Source organism: Pseudomonas sp. 008 (genome assembly GCF_016861935.1).
In the GTDB taxonomy this organism is placed as follows: domain Bacteria; phylum Pseudomonadota; class Gammaproteobacteria; order Pseudomonadales; family Pseudomonadaceae; genus Aquipseudomonas.
The window spans coordinates 337524-353445 of the sequence record NZ_BOMA01000002.1; the positions used below are offsets into that span (position 1 = coordinate 337524).

The following is a 15922-nucleotide window of genomic DNA, read 5'->3' on the forward strand; positions in this document are numbered from 1 at the left end:
TTGATTCGTCTGCTGAAATTCTTCGGTTGGTCCATCGTCGCCGTTTTCTGCGGACTGCTCCTGGGTCTGAGCGGCGCCTTTCTTTACCTTAGCCCTGGATTGCCATCTGTGGAGGCGCTGAGAAGCATTCAGTTGCAGATTCCTTTGCGGGTGTACAGCAGCGACAACAAGTTGATCGCAGAATTTGGCGAAATGCGCCGTACGCCGATCCGTTTCGCCGACATTCCCCCCAATTTCATTAATGCGTTACTAAGTGCTGAAGACGACAATTTCGCCAACCACTATGGCGTCGATCCCAGCAGCCTGATGCGTGCCGCCACCCAGCTGGTAAAGAGCGGACACATTCAGTCCGGCGGCAGCACCATCACCATGCAGGTGGCGAAGAACTTCTTCCTGAGCAGCGAACGCAGCTTCTCGCGCAAAACCACCGAAATTCTCCTGGCCCTGCAGATCGAACGGCAGCTGACCAAGGACGAAATCCTCGAGCTGTACGTCAACAAGATTTACCTGGGCAACCGCGCCTATGGCATCGAGGCAGCGGCGCAGGTCTATTACGGCAAGTCGATTCGTGACGTCAGCCTGGCGCAGATGGCGATGATCGCCGGTCTGCCAAAAGCCCCGTCGCGCTTCAACCCGCTGGCCAACCCAGCCCGCAGCAAGGAGCGTCGCGACTGGATCCTGGGGCGCATGTACAAGCTCGGCAAGATCACCGAAGCCGACTACACCGCGGCGATCAACGAACCGCTGAACGCCAGCTATCACGTGCCGACCCCGGAAGTGAACGCACCGTACGTCGCCGAAATGGCCCGCGCCGAAATGGTCGGTCGCTATGGCAGCGATGCGTACACCGAAGGTTTCCGCGTCACCACCACGGTGCCGAGCGATTTGCAGGAAATGGCCAACAGCGCGGTTCACGAAGGCTTGATGACCTACGATCAACGGCACGGTTATCGCGGCCCCGAGTCACGCCTGCCGGGTAAAACCCGAGAGGCCTGGACCCTGGAACTGACCAAGCAGCGGACCATCAGCAGCCTGGAGCCGGCGATCGTGACTCAGGTCGACAAGAACGGCGTGCAAGTGCTGACCCGCACCGGCGAAGAGCACGTTGCCTGGGACACCATGAAGTGGGCCCGTCCGTTCCTGAACACCAACAGCATGGGCGCCAATCCGAAGCAACCGTCGGACGTCGCGCAGGTCGGCGATCTGATTCGCGTACAACGTCAGCCGGACAATTCGCTCAAATTCAGCCAGATTCCGCAGGCCCAGGGCGCACTGGTATCCCTCGACCCGCAGAACGGTGCCATTCGCTCCCTGGTCGGCGGTTTTGCCTTCGAGCAGAGCAACTACAACCGCGCCATGCAGGCCAAGCGTCAGCCGGGTTCGAGCTTCAAGCCGTTCGTCTATAGTGCCGCCCTGGATAACGGCTACACCGCCGCCAGCCTGGTGAACGACGCACCGATCGTGTTCGTCGACGAATACCTGGACAAGGTCTGGCGCCCGAAGAACGACACCAACACCTTCCTCGGCCCTATCCGCATGCGTGAAGCGCTCTACAAGTCGCGCAACCTGGTATCGATCCGTCTGCTGCAAGCACTGGGCGTCGACCGCACCATCGACTACATCAGCAAGTTCGGCTTCAACAAGCAGGATCTGCCACGCAACCTGTCCCTGGCACTGGGCACCGCGACCCTGACGCCAATGGAAATCGCCACCGGCTGGAGCACCTTCGCCAACGGCGGCTACAAGATTTCCCCGTATATCATCGACAAGATCGAAAGCCGCAACGGCGACACACTGTTCGTTGCCAACCCGCCGAGCGTTCCGAAAGGCAACGTAGTCAGCGACGGCATCGCCGTGCCGGCCGCCAATACCTTCACCGTCAACGCCACCCCAGGCGAAGCGCCGAGCGCCCAGCCAGTGTCACAAGCGCCAGCGGTGGCCGAACGTATCATCGATGGTCGCACTACCTACATCCTCAACAGCATGCTTGAGGACGTAATCAAACTCGGCACTGGCCGTCGCGCACTGGCCTTGGGCCGCAGTGACATTGCGGGCAAGACCGGCACCACCAACGAATCCAAGGACGCCTGGTTCTCTGGCTACAACGCCGATTACGTGACCACCGTCTGGACCGGCTTCGACCAACCGGAAAGCCTGGGCAAACGCGAGTTCGGCGGCACTGTCGCCCTGCCGATCTGGATGAACTACATGGGCGCCGCCCTCAAAGGCAAGCCACCTCATACCCAGCCGGAACCTGAAGGCATCCTCAGCCTGCGGGTCGACCCGGTCAGCGGTCGTGCAGCCACCCCAAGCACGCCAGGCGCCTACTTTGAGCTGTTCAAGGCCGAAGATACGCCACCGTCGGTGAATGAGCTGGGTAACGGCAATGTGCCAGGCAGCCCGCTGCCAGCGGACGAAGCAGCGCCGATCGATTTGTTCTGATCGCCGCAACACCAAAAAGCCCCGCCTTCGAAAGAAGTGCGGGGCTTTTTATTGCCTGCCTGCAAACCCTCAGATACAAAAAAGCCCCGACTCAGAATGAGCCGGGGCCTTTGGTTGAAGCGCTACAACGGCTTAGCCGTTGAACACGTCATCCACGCTTTTCAGCGGGTAGTTCTTCGGATACGGCAGGGTCGCCACGCCGGTCTCGATCGCAGCCTTGGCCACGGCATCGGAGATCACGGTGATCAGACGGGCATCCATTGGTTTCGGGATGATGTACTCACGACCGAATTCCAGCTTGATGCCACCGTAGGCGTCGCACACTTCCTGAGGCACTGGCAGTTTGGCCAGTTCACGCAGGGCGTTGGCGGCAGCCACTTTCATTTCTTCGTTGATGCGCTTGGCGCGAACGTCCAGGGCACCACGGAAGATGAACGGGAAGCCCAGTACGTTGTTGACCTGGTTCGGGTAGTCCGAACGGCCGGTGGCCATGATCACGTCGTTGCGAGTGGCGTGCGCCAGTTCCGGGGAGATTTCCGGATCCGGGTTCGAGCATGCGAACACGATCGGGTTGGCCGCCATGGACTTCAGGCCTTCAGCGCTCAGCAGGTTCGGGCCGGACAGGCCAACAAACACGTCAGCACCTTCCAGTGCGTCAGCCAGAGTGCGCTTGTCGGTCGCGTGAGCGAAGACGGCCTTGTACTGGTTCAGGTCATCACGGCCGGAGTGGATCACACCGGTACGGTCAACCATGTAGATGTTTTCGATGTTGGCGCCCATGCTCACCAGCAATTTCATGCAGGAGATGGCGGCAGCACCGGCGCCCAGGCAGACGATCTTGGCTTCCGGCAGGGTTTTACCGGCGATTTCCAGGGCGTTGATCATGCCGGCAGCGGTCACGATCGCGGTACCGTGCTGGTCATCGTGGAATACCGGAATGTCGCACTGTTCGATCAGAGCGCGCTCGATTTCAAAGCACTCAGGTGCCTTGATGTCTTCCAGGTTGATGCCACCGAAGGTGATGGAGATACGCTTGACGGTGTCGATGAAGGCTTGCGGGCTTTCGGAGTCGACTTCGATGTCGAACACGTCGATGCCGGCGAAGCGCTTGAACAGAACACCTTTACCTTCCATTACCGGCTTGGAAGCCAATGGACCGAGGTTACCCAGGCCCAGAATCGCGGTGCCATCGGAAATGACTGCAACCAGGTTGCCTTTGCCGGTGTATTTGTAGGCCAGTTCAGGATCGCGGGCGATTTCGCGTACTGGTTCGGCTACGCCGGGGCTGTAGGCCAGCGACAGGTCGCGGGCGGTAGCAGTGGCCTTGGTGAGCTCGACACTCAGCTTCCCTGGACGAGGATTGGCGTGATATTCGAGAGCGGCAGTTTTCAAATCAGACATGTGGGCATTCCGCTTTTTACTGTTGGACAGACGGACCGCCGAGGATACTCGTGTCGCAAAGTCCCCACAAGACTGACCAGTCACCCCTGTCAAGCGCCCTGCCCTACGACTTTGGGCCAAGAGCCACGGAATACAAGGGATAGACTGTTCACAATCTACAGAATAAATGTCTACAATTTTTCTTACGGTGCGACCTGCAACATCGCCGGATCGGTCAGCGGCAAAAGCCAGCGCGCCTGTCCAGGCTTCAGCCCGCCACGGCGCGAACGATCCACGACCCAGCCACGAGCCTCGATTTGCTTGCCTATGAGCCTTTCAAGCGATGCGCCATCGAACTGGCCCAACATATTGGGTGCAACCCGCAATACAACTGAATCCTGCAACTCGATCCAAACCCCGCCACGATTGCGCTGAACCTTGCTCACACGGCCACTGAGCACAGCGAAGCCGGACGCGTTGATCTGCTCCGCTTTCAGTACAGGTGACTGTCGCCACAGCCCGAGGCCGGCCTGACGAGCACTGCGTTCCGCCGCCTGCTGGCAGCCGACCAAATCGACGTTCGGCGCTACCGCGACCTGAAAACCGAGACCTTCAGCAAGCATCTGCGCTTCGAGGTTGGCGCCATCGACGCTGTAAACATGGGCCAGGGTGCGGCCGTAATGGTCCTTGCCTTCTTTACCCGGCAGCAAACCGACCCGCCCGTCGCTGGCGGCCACCAGGGCTTCCAGGCGTTTGCGCGCGGCCACGGCGAACGGCTCGTCGGAACGACCCTGCTTGCCCAGCTCCGGCGTGTTCAAACCGATCATGCGCACACTGCGTCCATCGCTCAGACGCAAGGTGTCGCCATCCACCACCCGCTGCACCACAACCGGCGTCAGCCCGCTCGGCGCCGAGCAGAAGGCCTGGGCAGCGGAAAGCCAAATCGCAGACATAAAAAAGGCGCCCGCGAGGGACGCCTTTTTCATCAGCATGGAAAAACCGTAACGGCTTCCCAAGTTGATCGGCCTTAGGCCTTTTTCGCGCCGAAAGCACCGAAACGGTCTGCGAAACGCTGAACGCGGCCGCCAGTGTCCAGAGTCTTTTGCTTACCGGTGTAGAACGGGTGGCATTCGTTGCAAACGTCGATCGCCAGGGCTTTGCCGTAGGTCGAACGGGTTTCGAACTTGTTGCCGCAGCTGCAGGTAACAGCAACTGCTGGGTATTCTGGATGGATATCAGCTTTCATGGTGTCTTCCTCAGGCTAGCGTGCCGCCACCCAACACTATTGTTGAATACCGCACGTAATTAGGCCGCGGATTCTACCAGACCTTTGCAAACACGCAAGCTGTCGTGGGTGCCCTCCATCAGGAAAGACTGTTCAATGTTGACGGCGTCTTTTAACGCCATGCTGCGTTGCTACTCCTCCCCATAGCGCGCTATGAGTCGTCGTAGCGCCTTGCCTGGCATTAAAATCCACTCGTCAACACTTGAACGTTTTCCTGATGGAGGACACAAATCCGACCGTCTGCTAGGCTCCCGGCCTTCGTCATCGCTCCCCTATCGAGAAAACAATCGCGTGCCCAACGCCATTCTGCGCCTCGCCCTGCCTTCGCCCCTGCGCCGCCTGTTCGACTATCGCGCCCCGGCCGGAGTCCTGCGCGCCCAGTTACACCCGGGCATGCGTTTGCGGGTGCCGTTCGGCCGGCGGGAGATGATCGGGATTCTGGTGGAGATCACCGACCACAGCGAAGTCCCGACAGAAAAACTCAAACCGGCGCTGGCCCTGCTCGATGCGGTACCGCCGCTGCCACCCGCGCTGTTCAAGCTGTGCCTGTGGACGTCCCAGTATTATCAGCACAGCCTCGGCGACACATTGAGCTGGGCGCTGCCGGTGTTGCTGCGTCAGGGTGAGCTGGCCGAAGCCCGTCAGGAGCGGTTCTGGTCCGCCGCGCCCGGCGCCAGCCTCGATGACCCGCGCATTGCCCGCGCCCCGAGGCAGCGCGAAGCCCTGGCGACCCTGGCGCAACATCCCCACGGCGTCGCCCATCAGTTGCTGAGCAAACTGATGCTGAGCAAGGACAGCCTCGATCTGTTGCTGGCCAAGGATCTGGTGCAGGTAGACATCCGCAGGCACGCGCCCGGCGCTCGCCACGAACACTGGCTGGCACAACCGGAATTGCCGCTCAACCCGGAGCAGCGCGCCGCTTATGAAGCGATTCGCGCCGGGTTCGACAGTTATCATGCGTTCCTGCTGGCCGGCGTCACCGGCAGCGGCAAGACCGAAGTCTATTTGCAACTGATCCGCGAAACCCTTGAGGCCGGCAAGCAAGCCCTGGTGTTGATCCCGGAGATCAACCTCGGCCCGCAAACCCTGGCGCGCTTCGAACAGCGCTTCAATGCACGCATCGCACTGATCCACTCCGCCGTCAACGACCGCGAGCGCCTGGACGCCTGGCTGGCCGCGCGGGATGGCGAAGCCGACATTATTATCGGCACCCGTTCGGCGCTGTTCACGCCGATGAAGAACCCCGGCCTGATCATCATCGATGAAGAGCACGACGGCTCTTATAAACAGCAGGAAGGCTTGCGCTACCACGCCCGCGATCTGGCACTGGTTCGCGCCCGGCAGGAAAACATCCCGATTGTCCTCGGCTCCGCCACGCCTTCTCTGGAAAGCCTGCAAAACGCCTACACCGGTCGTTACGGCCTGCTGCGCCTGAATGAGCGCGCCGGCGGCGCCAAGCAACCGCGTTTCCTGCGCCTGGACGTGAAAAGTCGTCCACTGGACAGCGGCATTTCCGGGCCGATGCAGCAAGCCATCGGTCAGACCCTGGCCGCCGGCCAGCAGGTGCTGGTGTTCCTCAATCGCCGAGGGTTCGCCCCGACGCTGCTCTGCCACGATTGCGGCTGGATGTCCGAATGCCAGCGTTGCGACGCGCGAATGACCGTGCACCAGCGCTCGGGCGAATTGCGCTGCCATCATTGTGGCTACGTCGAGCGCGTGCCTCGGCATTGCCCAAAGTGCGGCAAGGTCGATTTGCGGCCCGTGGGCGCCGGCACCGAGCGTGCCGAGGAACGCCTGGGGATTCTATTTCCGGACGTCCCGGTGCTGCGAGTCGACCGCGACAGTACTTCACGCAAAGACGCGATGAATCAGCTGTTCGCGACCATCCAGAAAGGCCAGCCGTGCATTCTGGTCGGCACACAGATGCTTGCCAAAGGGCACCACTTTCCTCGGGTGACACTGGTGTCGATTCTCGATGCCGACGGCGGGTTGTTCTCCGGCGACTTCCGCGCCAGCGAGCGCATGGCGCAGTTGATCGTCCAGGTCGCCGGACGCGCGGGCCGCGCCGAAGAGCCGGGCAAAGTGATCATCCAGACGCACCTGGCGGACCACCCGCTGCTGGTGCAACTGACCGAGCAGGGCTATTTCGCCTTTGCCGAACAGGCATTGAGCGAACGCCGCTCCGCCGGGTTGCCGCCATTTGCGCATCTCGCGCTGCTGCGGGCCGAAGCGCACAAACCGGGGCAGGCCGAAGGGTTCCTCGATGAAGCGTGCAGCGAGGCCGAGCGACTGCTGGCCGAACAGCATCTGACCGGTATCGAGTTGCTGGGGCCGGTTCCGGCACCGATGGAGCGCCGGGCCGGGCGCTATCGCGCACAGTTATTGCTGCAAGCCACGGCCCGGGCGCCGCTGCATCGATTGTTGAGCAGTTGGTTGCTGGCTTTGGAGCAGATGCCCAGTGGGCGGGCAGTGCGTTGGTCTTTGGATGTCGATCCGGTCGATTTGTATTGATTTCAAAATCGCCATCGCGGGCAGACCTCGCTCCTACAACGGATCTTGCTGATCCGCACACTGCCTCTGTAGGAGCGAGGCTTGCCCGCGAAGGCGGCCGATTTGTCACCACATATCCATAACCTGCCCGCTATAGTTGGCAAGCCCGTCTTCGCAACGGATAATGCCCAGTTTTTCCACCAGCGCACTGAAGCGCCGCCGCGCCTGCGGTCGAAAGAGAAGACCATGAAAGACACCATTCGCCAGCTGATCCAACAAGCCATCACCCAACTCGTCAACGAAGGTGTGTTGCCTGAAGGCCTGTCGCCGGCGATCCAGGTGGAAAACTCCCGTGACAAGACCCACGGCGACTTCGCCAGCAACATCGCGATGATGCTGGCCAAACCGGCCGGCATGAAGCCCCGTGACCTGGCCGAGAAAATCATCGCCGCGCTGCCGGCTGACGAAAACGTCTCCAAAGCCGAAATTGCCGGTCCTGGCTTCCTGAACTTCTTCCAGAACACCCAAGCCCTGGCGACCCGCCTGGACGCGGCCCTGGCCGACGACCACATCGGCGTACGCAAGGCCGGCCCGGTGCAGCGCACCGTGGTTGACCTGTCGGCCCCGAACCTGGCCAAAGAGATGCACGTCGGCCACTTGCGCTCGACCATCATCGGCGACGGCGTGGCCCGGGTGCTGGAGTTCCTCGGCGACACCGTGATCCGTCAGAACCATGTCGGCGACTGGGGTACCCAGTTCGGCATGCTGATGGCTTATCTGCAGGAAAACCCGATCACCAGCGACGAGCTGTCGGACCTGGAAAACTTCTACCGCGCCGCCAAGCAGCGCTTCGACGAGTCCGAAGAGTTCGCCGACCGCGCCCGTGGCCTGGTGGTCAAGCTGCAAGCCGGCGACCCGGACTGCCTGGCCCTGTGGACCAAGTTCAAGGACATCTCGCTGTCCCACTGCCAGAAAATCTACGAACTGCTGAACGTCAAACTGACCATGGCCGACGTGATGGGTGAAAGCGCCTACAACGACGACCTGATCAACGTGGTCAACGACCTCAAGGCCAAAGGCATGCTGGTCGAGAGCAACGGCGCCCAGTGCGTGTTCCTCGACGAGTTCAAGAACGCCGAGGGCGAACCGCTGCCAGTGATCATCGTCAAGGCCGATGGCGGCTACCTCTATGCCACCACCGACCTGGCGGCCGTGCGCTACCGCAGCGGCGTGCTGAAAGCCGATCGCGCGCTGTACTTCGTCGACCAGCGCCAGGCCCTGCACTTCCAGCAGGTGTTCCAGGTCGCGCGTCAGGCCGGCTTCGTGACCCATCCGATGGAAATGGAACACATGGGCTTCGGCACCATGAACGGCGCCGATGGCCGCCCGTTCAAAACCCGTGACGGCGGCACCGTGAAGCTGATCGACCTGCTGACCGAAGCCCAGGAACGCGCCTACACGCTGGTGAAGGAGAAGAACCCGGAGTTGGCCGAAGACGAGCTGCGCAACATCGCCAAGGTCGTGGGCATTGGCGCGGTGAAGTACGCCGACCTGTCCAAGCACCGCACCAGCGACTACAGCTTCAACTTCGACCTGATGCTGAACTTCGAAGGCAACACCGCACCGTACCTGCTGTACGCCTACACCCGAGTGGCCGGCGTGTTCCGCAAGCTCGGCAAGGACTTCAGCGAAGTCGAAGGGCAAATCGTCCTCGAAGCGCCGCACGAACATGAGCTGGCGGCGAAACTGACGCAGTTCGGCGAAATCCTGAATAACGTGTCCGACAAAGGCACGCCGCACATTCTCTGCACCTACCTGTACGATGTTGCCGGCCTGTTCTCCAGTTTCTACGAGAACTGCCCGATCCTCAGCGCCGACACCCCGGCGCAAATGCAGAGCCGTCTGCGCCTTGCTGCGTTGACCGGCCGCACTCTCAAGCAAGGCCTGGAACTCTTGGGTCTGGAAACTCTGGAGCGTATGTAAGTTGGCTGCCAAGAAAAAACCTGCACCCAAGCGTGGCGCCAGCCGTTACCAAGCCCCTGCAAAGCAACCGATCCCGGGCTGGCTGTGGATGGCCATCGGCCTGACGGTCGGCGCGTTCATTGTGTTCCTGATGAAGCTGGAGCCGGGCAAGGGCAGTGACAGCGTCAAGCGCGAGAAGGTCGAGCAACAGCAGAAAGCGACCAAGATCGCCGAAGCCAACAAGACCCCGCCGAGCCCGACGCAACCGGTGAAGCCGAAGTACGACTTCTACACCTTGCTGCCGGAGTCGGAAGTGATCGTGCCGCCGGATGCAGTACCTGAGAAAACCCTGCCGACACCACAAGTGCCGGCCATTCCGACCACGCCGGTGACGCCTGCGGAAGCAGCGAAGATCGACACCGCCCGGGCTCAGGCGGCATTGGCCGGCATCACCCCGCCGCCAGCGCCACCGGTGGCTAAAGCGGCGCCGGTGACCAAGTTCTTCCTGCAGGCCGGTTCGTTCCGCAAACAAGCCGATGCCGACAAGGTTCGGGCGCAGATCATCCTGCTGGGTCAGGCCGTGGCGGTTGAATCCGGCACAGTGAAGGACGAGACCTGGTACCGGGTGCTGGTCGGCCCGTTCAGCAACCGCGAACAACTGACCACCGCCCAGAAACAATTGGCGGGCAGCGGCTTCAGTAACCTGTTGTTACAACAACGCCAGAGCCGCTGATCCCACTTTACAGTCAGAAGCAATCTGCTTTTGTGGCGAGGGAGCTTGCTCCCGCTGGAGCGCGAAGCGCTCCCAACCCAGCCATTGCGGTATGCCAGACAAGCCGCGATGCCCGGATTTACGACTGCTTCGCAGCCGAACGGGGGCAAGCCCCCTCGCCACAGGGATTCACTTGCACCCGCCTTCGCAAATGACACACCGCTCGTCCCCCACCGCGTCCTACAGTTGAAAAACGCTCCACCACCCCCATATGAGTTGGCATAAGGCATTTTCGCCCCGCTGCGTGGAGACTCTCCCTTGACCACCATCGTTTCAGTTCGCCGCCACGGCAAAGTCGTCATGGGCGGCGACGGCCAGGTTTCGCTCGGCAATACCGTGATGAAAGGCAACGCGAAGAAAGTTCGCCGCCTGTACCACGGTCAGGTTATCGCCGGTTTTGCCGGGGCTACCGCTGACGCCTTCACCCTCTTCGAGCGCTTCGAAGGCCAACTCGAAAAACATCAGGGCCACCTGGTTCGCGCCGCTGTCGAACTCGCCAAAGAATGGCGCACTGACCGCTCCCTCAGCCGCCTCGAAGCCATGCTCGCGGTCGCCAACAAAGACGCCTCCCTGATCATCACCGGCAACGGTGACGTGGTTGAGCCTGAAGAAGGCTTGATCGCCATGGGTTCCGGCGGCGGCTACGCCCAGGCTGCGGCCAGCGCGCTGTTGAAAAAGACCGACCTGTCGGCCCGGGAAATCGTCGAAACCGCTTTGGGCATCGCTGGCGACATTTGCGTGTTCACCAACCACAACATCACCATCGAGGAGCAGGATCTCGCTGAGTAAGCCTGTCTTGGCCTAGCGCCACGGCTCACTTTTGCTTGAGGACCGCCAATTACTATGCCCATGACCCCCCGTGAAATCGTCCACGAACTCAATCGCCATATCATCGGCCAGGACGATGCCAAACGCGCCGTCGCCATTGCCTTGCGCAACCGCTGGCGCCGGATGCAGCTGCCCGAAGAGCTGCGCGTCGAAGTCACCCCCAAGAACATTCTGATGATCGGCCCGACCGGCGTCGGTAAAACCGAGATCGCCCGTCGCCTGGCCAAACTCGCCAACGCTCCGTTCATCAAAGTCGAAGCGACCAAATTCACCGAAGTGGGCTATGTCGGCCGCGACGTCGAATCGATCATTCGTGATCTGGCGGACGCGGCGATCAAGCTGCTGCGCGAACAGGAAATGACCAAGGTTCGCCACCGCGCCGAAGACGCCGCCGAAGAGCGCATCCTCGACGCCTTGCTGCCACCGGCACGCATGGGCTTCAGCAACGAAGACGCCGCCCCGGCCCAGGACTCCAACACCCGCCAGCTGTTCCGCAAACGCCTGCGTGAAGGTCAGCTGGACGACAAGGAGATCGAAATCGAAGTTGCCGAAATCACCGGCGTCGATATCTCCGCGCCACCGGGCATGGAAGAAATGACCAACCAGTTGCAGAGCCTGTTCGCCAACATGGGCAAGGGCAAGCGCAAGAGCCGCAAGCTCAAGGTCAAGGAAGCGCTGAAACTGGTTCGCGACGAAGAAGCCGGTCGCCTGGTCAACGAAGAAGAGTTGAAGGCCAAGGCGCTGGAAGCTGTCGAACAGCACGGCATCGTGTTCATCGACGAAATCGACAAGGTCGCCAAGCGCGGCAATACCGGTGGCGTCGACGTATCCCGTGAAGGCGTACAGCGCGACTTGCTGCCGCTGATCGAAGGCTGCACCGTCAACACCAAACTGGGCATGGTCAAGACCGACCACATCCTGTTCATCGCCTCCGGTGCGTTCCACCTGAGCAAGCCGAGCGATCTGGTGCCGGAACTGCAAGGTCGCCTGCCGATTCGGGTCGAACTCAAGGCCCTGAGCCCGGAAGATTTCGAACGCATTCTTAGCGAACCGCATGCCTCGCTCACCGAGCAGTATTGCGCGCTGCTGAAAACCGAAGGGCTGCTCATCGAGTTCCAGCCGGACGGCATCAAGCGTATTGCCGAGATTGCCTGGCAGGTCAACGAGAAGACCGAGAACATCGGCGCCCGTCGCCTGCACACCTTGCTGGAGCGTCTGCTTGAAGAGGTGTCGTTCAGTGCCGGCGATCTGGCCAGCACCCATGACGAAAAGGCGATCCTGATCGATGCCGATTACGTCAACAGCCACTTGGGCGAATTGGCACAGAACGAAGACCTGTCCCGTTATATCCTGTAGGTCACCTACTCTCCTGTGAGAACGTGAACCCAGCAGGAGCTGCCGTAGACTGCGGCAGCTCCTGCACAACGTTCCACATAGACGGACGACCTGCCATGACCCAACTCCCCACCGACATCAAACTGCACAAAGCCTCGAAAACCCTGACGCTCAAATATGCGTCCGGCGAGGAGTATCACCTGCCCGCAGAATTCCTTCGCGTGCACTCTCCTTCCGCCGAGGTCCAGGGCCACGGCAAACCTATCCTGCAATTTGGCAAGATCGGCGTAGGCCTGAGCAAGGTCGAACCAGCCGGTCAGTACGCACTGAAATTGACCTTCGACGACGGCCACGACAGCGGCCTGTTCACCTGGGAATATCTGTACCAGTTGGCGGTGCGCCAAGAGGATCTGTGGAACGATTATCTTGCCGAACTCAAAGCGGCTGGAAAGACCCGTGATCCGAACGAGTCGGTCGTCAAGCTGATGCTCTAGGTCAGGCCTCGAGGTATTTAGAGGGCATTTTCTAATTCCATCTGTTTGAATGCTTGGCTGCCGGGTCAACGATTGGCCCGCTTGCGAAAAAAATTAAACTCGGGTAACCAATGGAGCTGGCAAGTTCCGTGCAGTGCTCTCTGAACTGAAAAGCAGCTATGCAATCAACGGTCACCCGAGCAGTAGTACCTGGCGCATTGTGTGACTACACAGCTGGGCTCAGGTACTCGCCTCAGGACAATGGAGCGTCGTAGATGAGTAACAAGCAAAACGATGACCTGAAATTCCAGGCTTCAGAAAATACCTTGGGACTGAATCCTGTTGTTGGGCTGCGTAGAAAGGATCTACTGGGCTCTGCCCGAATGGTGCTGACCCAGGCCATCAGACAACCCATCCACAGTGCCAGGCACGTCGCCCATTTCGGCATCGAACTCAAGAACGTGCTGTTCGGAAAATCCGAGCTTCAACCGCAAAGCGACGACCGCCGTTTCCTCGACCCGGCCTGGAGCCAGAACCCTCTCTACAAACGTTATTTGCAAACTTATCTGGCGTGGCGCAAGGAACTCCACACCTGGATCGATAAGAGCAATCTCTCGCCCAAGGACGTCGCTCGCGGGCATTTCGTGATCAACCTCATGACCGAAGCCATGGCCCCGACCAACACGGCAGCCAACCCGGCGGCGGTCAAACGCTTCTTCGAAACCGGTGGCAAAAGCCTGCTCGACGGCCTCTCCCACCTGGCCAAGGATCTGATCCACAACGGCGGGATGCCGAGCCAGGTCAACATGGGCGCGTTTGAAGTCGGCAAGAGCCTGGGTGTAACCGAAGGCGCAGTGGTCTTTCGCAACGACGTGCTGGAGCTGATCCAGTACAAGCCGATCACCGAGCAAGTGCATGAACGCCCACTGCTGGTGGTGCCGCCGCAGATCAACAAGTTCTACGTTTTCGACCTGAGCCCGGACAAGAGCCTGGCGCGCTTCTGCCTGCGCAACAACGTGCAGACCTTCATCGTCAGCTGGCGCAACCCGACCAAGGAGCAACGCGAGTGGGGTCTGTCGACCTACATCGAGGCGCTCAAGGAAGCGGTCGATGTAGTCACCGCGATCACCGGCAGCAAAGACGTGAACATGCTCGGCGCCTGCTCCGGTGGTATCACCTGCACTGCCCTGCTGGGTCACTACGCAGCGATCGGCGAGAAGAAAGTAAACGCCCTGACTCTGCTGGTCAGCGTGCTCGACACCACCCTCGACAGCGACGTGGCCCTGTTCGTCGACGAGCAGACCCTCGAAGCCGCCAAGCGCCATTCCTACCAGGCCGGTGTGCTGGAAGGTCGCGACATGGCGAAAGTCTTCGCCTGGATGCGCCCCAACGACTTGATCTGGAACTACTGGGTCAACAACTACCTGTTGGGCAACGAGCCACCGGTGTTCGACATTCTGTTCTGGAACAACGACACCACTCGCCTGCCGGCCGCTTTCCACGGCGACCTGATCGAGATGTTCAAAAACAACCCACTGATCCGTCCCAACGCACTGGAAGTGTGCGGCACACCGATCGACCTCAAACAGGTCGATGCCGACATCTTTTCCCTGGCCGGTACCAACGATCACATCACCCCGTGGAAGTCCTGCTACAAGTCGGCACAACTGTTCGGTGGCAAGGTCGAGTTCGTGCTGTCCAGCAGCGGGCATATCCAGAGCATTCTGAACCCGCCCGGCAACCCGAAAGCGCGCTACATGACCAGCACCGACATGCCGGTCAAGGCCGAGGACTGGATGGAAAACTCCACCAAGCACACCGACTCCTGGTGGTTGCATTGGCAAGCGTGGCAGGCCGAACGCTCGGGCAAACTGAAGAAGTCCCCCGCCAACCTTGGCAACAAGGCCTATCCTGCGGGTGAGGCGTCGCCAGGCACATATGTGCACGAACGTTGAACTTCAAACAACTCGCAGTCCGCGGCACTGGGAGGTGCCGCGATTGTCATTAATCAGCCTCGAGGCCAGCCTCGAACATTCTGCGACGGCCCGGGATGGCCCGATCAGCGTTTAAAACCTACAGGGCTTCGTGCATGCCGCAACCGTTCATATTCCGTACCGTCAACCTGGATGGGCAGACCCTCCGCACCGCGGTACGCCCCGGCAAGCCTCACTTGACGCCCTTGCTGGTTTTCAATGGCATCGGTGCCAACCTGGAGCTGATATTTCCGTTCGTCCAGGCGCTGGATCCGGACCTGGAAGTCATCGCCTTCGACGTACCCGGTGTCGGCGGCTCATCGACGCCCAGCCGGCCGTATCGCTTTTCGGGCCTGGCGAAACTGACGGCGCGAATGCTCGACTATCTCGATTACGGGCAGGTCAATGTGATCGGCGTGTCATGGGGGGGCGCCCTGGCGCAGCAATTTGCCTATGACTATCCCGAGCGCTGCAAGAAGCTGGTGCTGGCAGCCACGGCGGCCGGCACAGTGATGGTGCCGGGCAAACCGAAAGTGCTATGGATGATGGCCAGCCCACGACGCTACATCCAGCCGTCCCATGTGATTCGCATCGCGCCGATGATCTATGGCGGCTCGTTCCGTCGCGATCCGACCCTGGCGGCCAGTCACGCCGCGCGAGTTCGCTCGGCAGGCAAACTGGGCTACTACTGGCAGCTGTTCGCCGGGTTCGGCTGGACCAGCATTCACTGGCTGCACAAGATCCACCAGCCGACCCTGGTGCTGGCGGGCGACGACGACCCACTGATCCCGCTGATCAATATGCGCATGCTGGCCTGGCGAATTCCCAATGCCCAACTGCACATCATCGACGACGGGCATCTGTTCTTGATTACCCGGGCCGAAGCGGTGGCACCGATCATCATGAAGTTTCTCGAAGAGGAACGTCAGCGCGCAGTGATGCATCCGCATCCGGCGCCATCGGGCAGTTGACCTGCCCCGGA

General features: G+C 60.7%; 12 protein-coding genes. 9 read left to right on the forward strand and 3 right to left on the reverse strand.

Annotated elements, in window-relative coordinates; translation table 11 throughout:
• Positions 1-3: 3 nt before the first annotated feature.
• Complete coding sequence (locus tag JUI81_RS06080; RefSeq protein ID WP_371929199.1) at positions 4-2442, forward strand: penicillin-binding protein 1A; 2439 nt, start codon at positions 4-6, stop codon at positions 2440-2442.
• Positions 2443-2574: 132 nt separating this feature from the next.
• On the opposite strand, the gene JUI81_RS06085 is transcribed toward JUI81_RS06080, so the two are convergent.
• The 3 genes from JUI81_RS06085 to rpmE all read right to left on the reverse strand — a co-directional run bounded on the left by JUI81_RS06085 (position 2575) and on the right by rpmE (position 5068).
• A complete protein-coding gene (locus tag JUI81_RS06085; RefSeq protein WP_204123936.1) occupies positions 2575-3843 on the reverse strand; it encodes a malic enzyme-like NAD(P)-binding protein in 1269 nt (422 codons plus the stop codon).
• Between the two features lie 182 nt (positions 3844-4025).
• Positions 4026-4814: a thermonuclease family protein gene (locus tag JUI81_RS06090; protein ID WP_204123937.1), complete on the reverse strand. Its 789-nt coding sequence runs from the start codon at positions 4812-4814 to the stop codon at positions 4026-4028.
• A 35-nt stretch (positions 4815-4849) separates the two neighbouring features.
• On the reverse strand, positions 4850-5068 hold the full coding sequence (gene rpmE / locus JUI81_RS06095) for a 50S ribosomal protein L31 (protein ID WP_018929146.1): 219 nt from the start codon (positions 5066-5068) through the stop codon (positions 4850-4852).
• A 330-nt stretch (positions 5069-5398) separates the two neighbouring features.
• On the opposite strand from rpmE, the gene JUI81_RS06100 reads away from it, so the two are divergent.
• The 8 genes from JUI81_RS06100 to phaZ all read left to right on the forward strand — a co-directional run bounded on the left by JUI81_RS06100 (position 5399) and on the right by phaZ (position 15911).
• Positions 5399-7618, forward strand: a complete 2220-nt coding sequence (locus tag JUI81_RS06100) for a primosomal protein N' (RefSeq protein ID WP_007936815.1) — start codon at positions 5399-5401, stop codon at positions 7616-7618.
• Between the two features lie 225 nt (positions 7619-7843).
• Positions 7844-9580 carry an arginine--tRNA ligase gene (gene argS, locus JUI81_RS06105; RefSeq protein ID WP_204123938.1) on the forward strand — a complete coding sequence of 579 codons (1737 nt, stop codon included), beginning with the start codon at positions 7844-7846 and terminating at the stop codon, positions 9578-9580.
• A gap of 1 nt (position 9581) precedes the next feature.
• Positions 9582-10292, forward strand: a complete 711-nt coding sequence (locus JUI81_RS06110; RefSeq protein WP_028939616.1) for an SPOR domain-containing protein — start codon at positions 9582-9584, stop codon at positions 10290-10292.
• Between the two features lie 297 nt (positions 10293-10589).
• Positions 10590-11120, forward strand: a complete 531-nt coding sequence (gene hslV / locus JUI81_RS06115) for an ATP-dependent protease subunit HslV (protein WP_007936812.1) — start codon at positions 10590-10592, stop codon at positions 11118-11120.
• Between the two features lie 54 nt (positions 11121-11174).
• A complete protein-coding gene (hslU, locus tag JUI81_RS06120; protein WP_019581849.1) occupies positions 11175-12515 on the forward strand; it encodes an ATP-dependent protease ATPase subunit HslU in 1341 nt (446 codons plus the stop codon).
• Positions 12516-12610: 95 nt separating this feature from the next.
• Positions 12611-12988: a gamma-butyrobetaine hydroxylase-like domain-containing protein gene (locus JUI81_RS06125; RefSeq protein WP_019581848.1), complete on the forward strand. Its 378-nt coding sequence runs from the start codon at positions 12611-12613 to the stop codon at positions 12986-12988.
• Positions 12989-13242: 254 nt separating this feature from the next.
• Entirely contained in the window at positions 13243-14922 is a 1680-nt protein-coding gene (gene phaC, locus JUI81_RS06130; protein WP_007936808.1) for a class II poly(R)-hydroxyalkanoic acid synthase, read from the forward strand.
• A 134-nt stretch (positions 14923-15056) separates the two neighbouring features.
• Positions 15057-15911 carry a poly(3-hydroxyalkanoate) depolymerase gene (phaZ, locus tag JUI81_RS06135; RefSeq protein WP_019581847.1) on the forward strand — a complete coding sequence of 285 codons (855 nt, stop codon included), beginning with the start codon at positions 15057-15059 and terminating at the stop codon, positions 15909-15911.
• Positions 15912-15922 lie beyond the last annotated feature (11 nt).

Bases quoted from the DNA above. Each gene is read 5' to 3' on its own strand.
- JUI81_RS06085 (WP_204123936.1), bottom strand. From the start codon at position 3,843: ATGTCTGATTTGAAAACTGCCGCTCTCGAATATCACGCCAATCCTCGT.
- JUI81_RS06090 (WP_204123937.1), bottom strand. From the start codon at position 4,814: ATGCTGATGAAAAAGGCGTCCCTCGCGGGCGCCTTTTTTATGTCTGCG.
- rpmE (WP_018929146.1), bottom strand. From the start codon at position 5,068: ATGAAAGCTGATATCCATCCAGAATACCCAGCAGTTGCTGTTACCTGC.
- argS (WP_204123938.1), top strand. From the start codon at position 7,844: ATGAAAGACACCATTCGCCAGCTGATCCAACAAGCCATCACCCAACTC.
- hslU (WP_019581849.1), top strand. From the start codon at position 11,175: ATGCCCATGACCCCCCGTGAAATCGTCCACGAACTCAATCGCCATATC.
- JUI81_RS06125 (WP_019581848.1), top strand. From the start codon at position 12,611: ATGACCCAACTCCCCACCGACATCAAACTGCACAAAGCCTCGAAAACC.
- phaC (WP_007936808.1), top strand. From the start codon at position 13,243: ATGAGTAACAAGCAAAACGATGACCTGAAATTCCAGGCTTCAGAAAAT.
- phaZ (WP_019581847.1), top strand. From the start codon at position 15,057: ATGCCGCAACCGTTCATATTCCGTACCGTCAACCTGGATGGGCAGACC.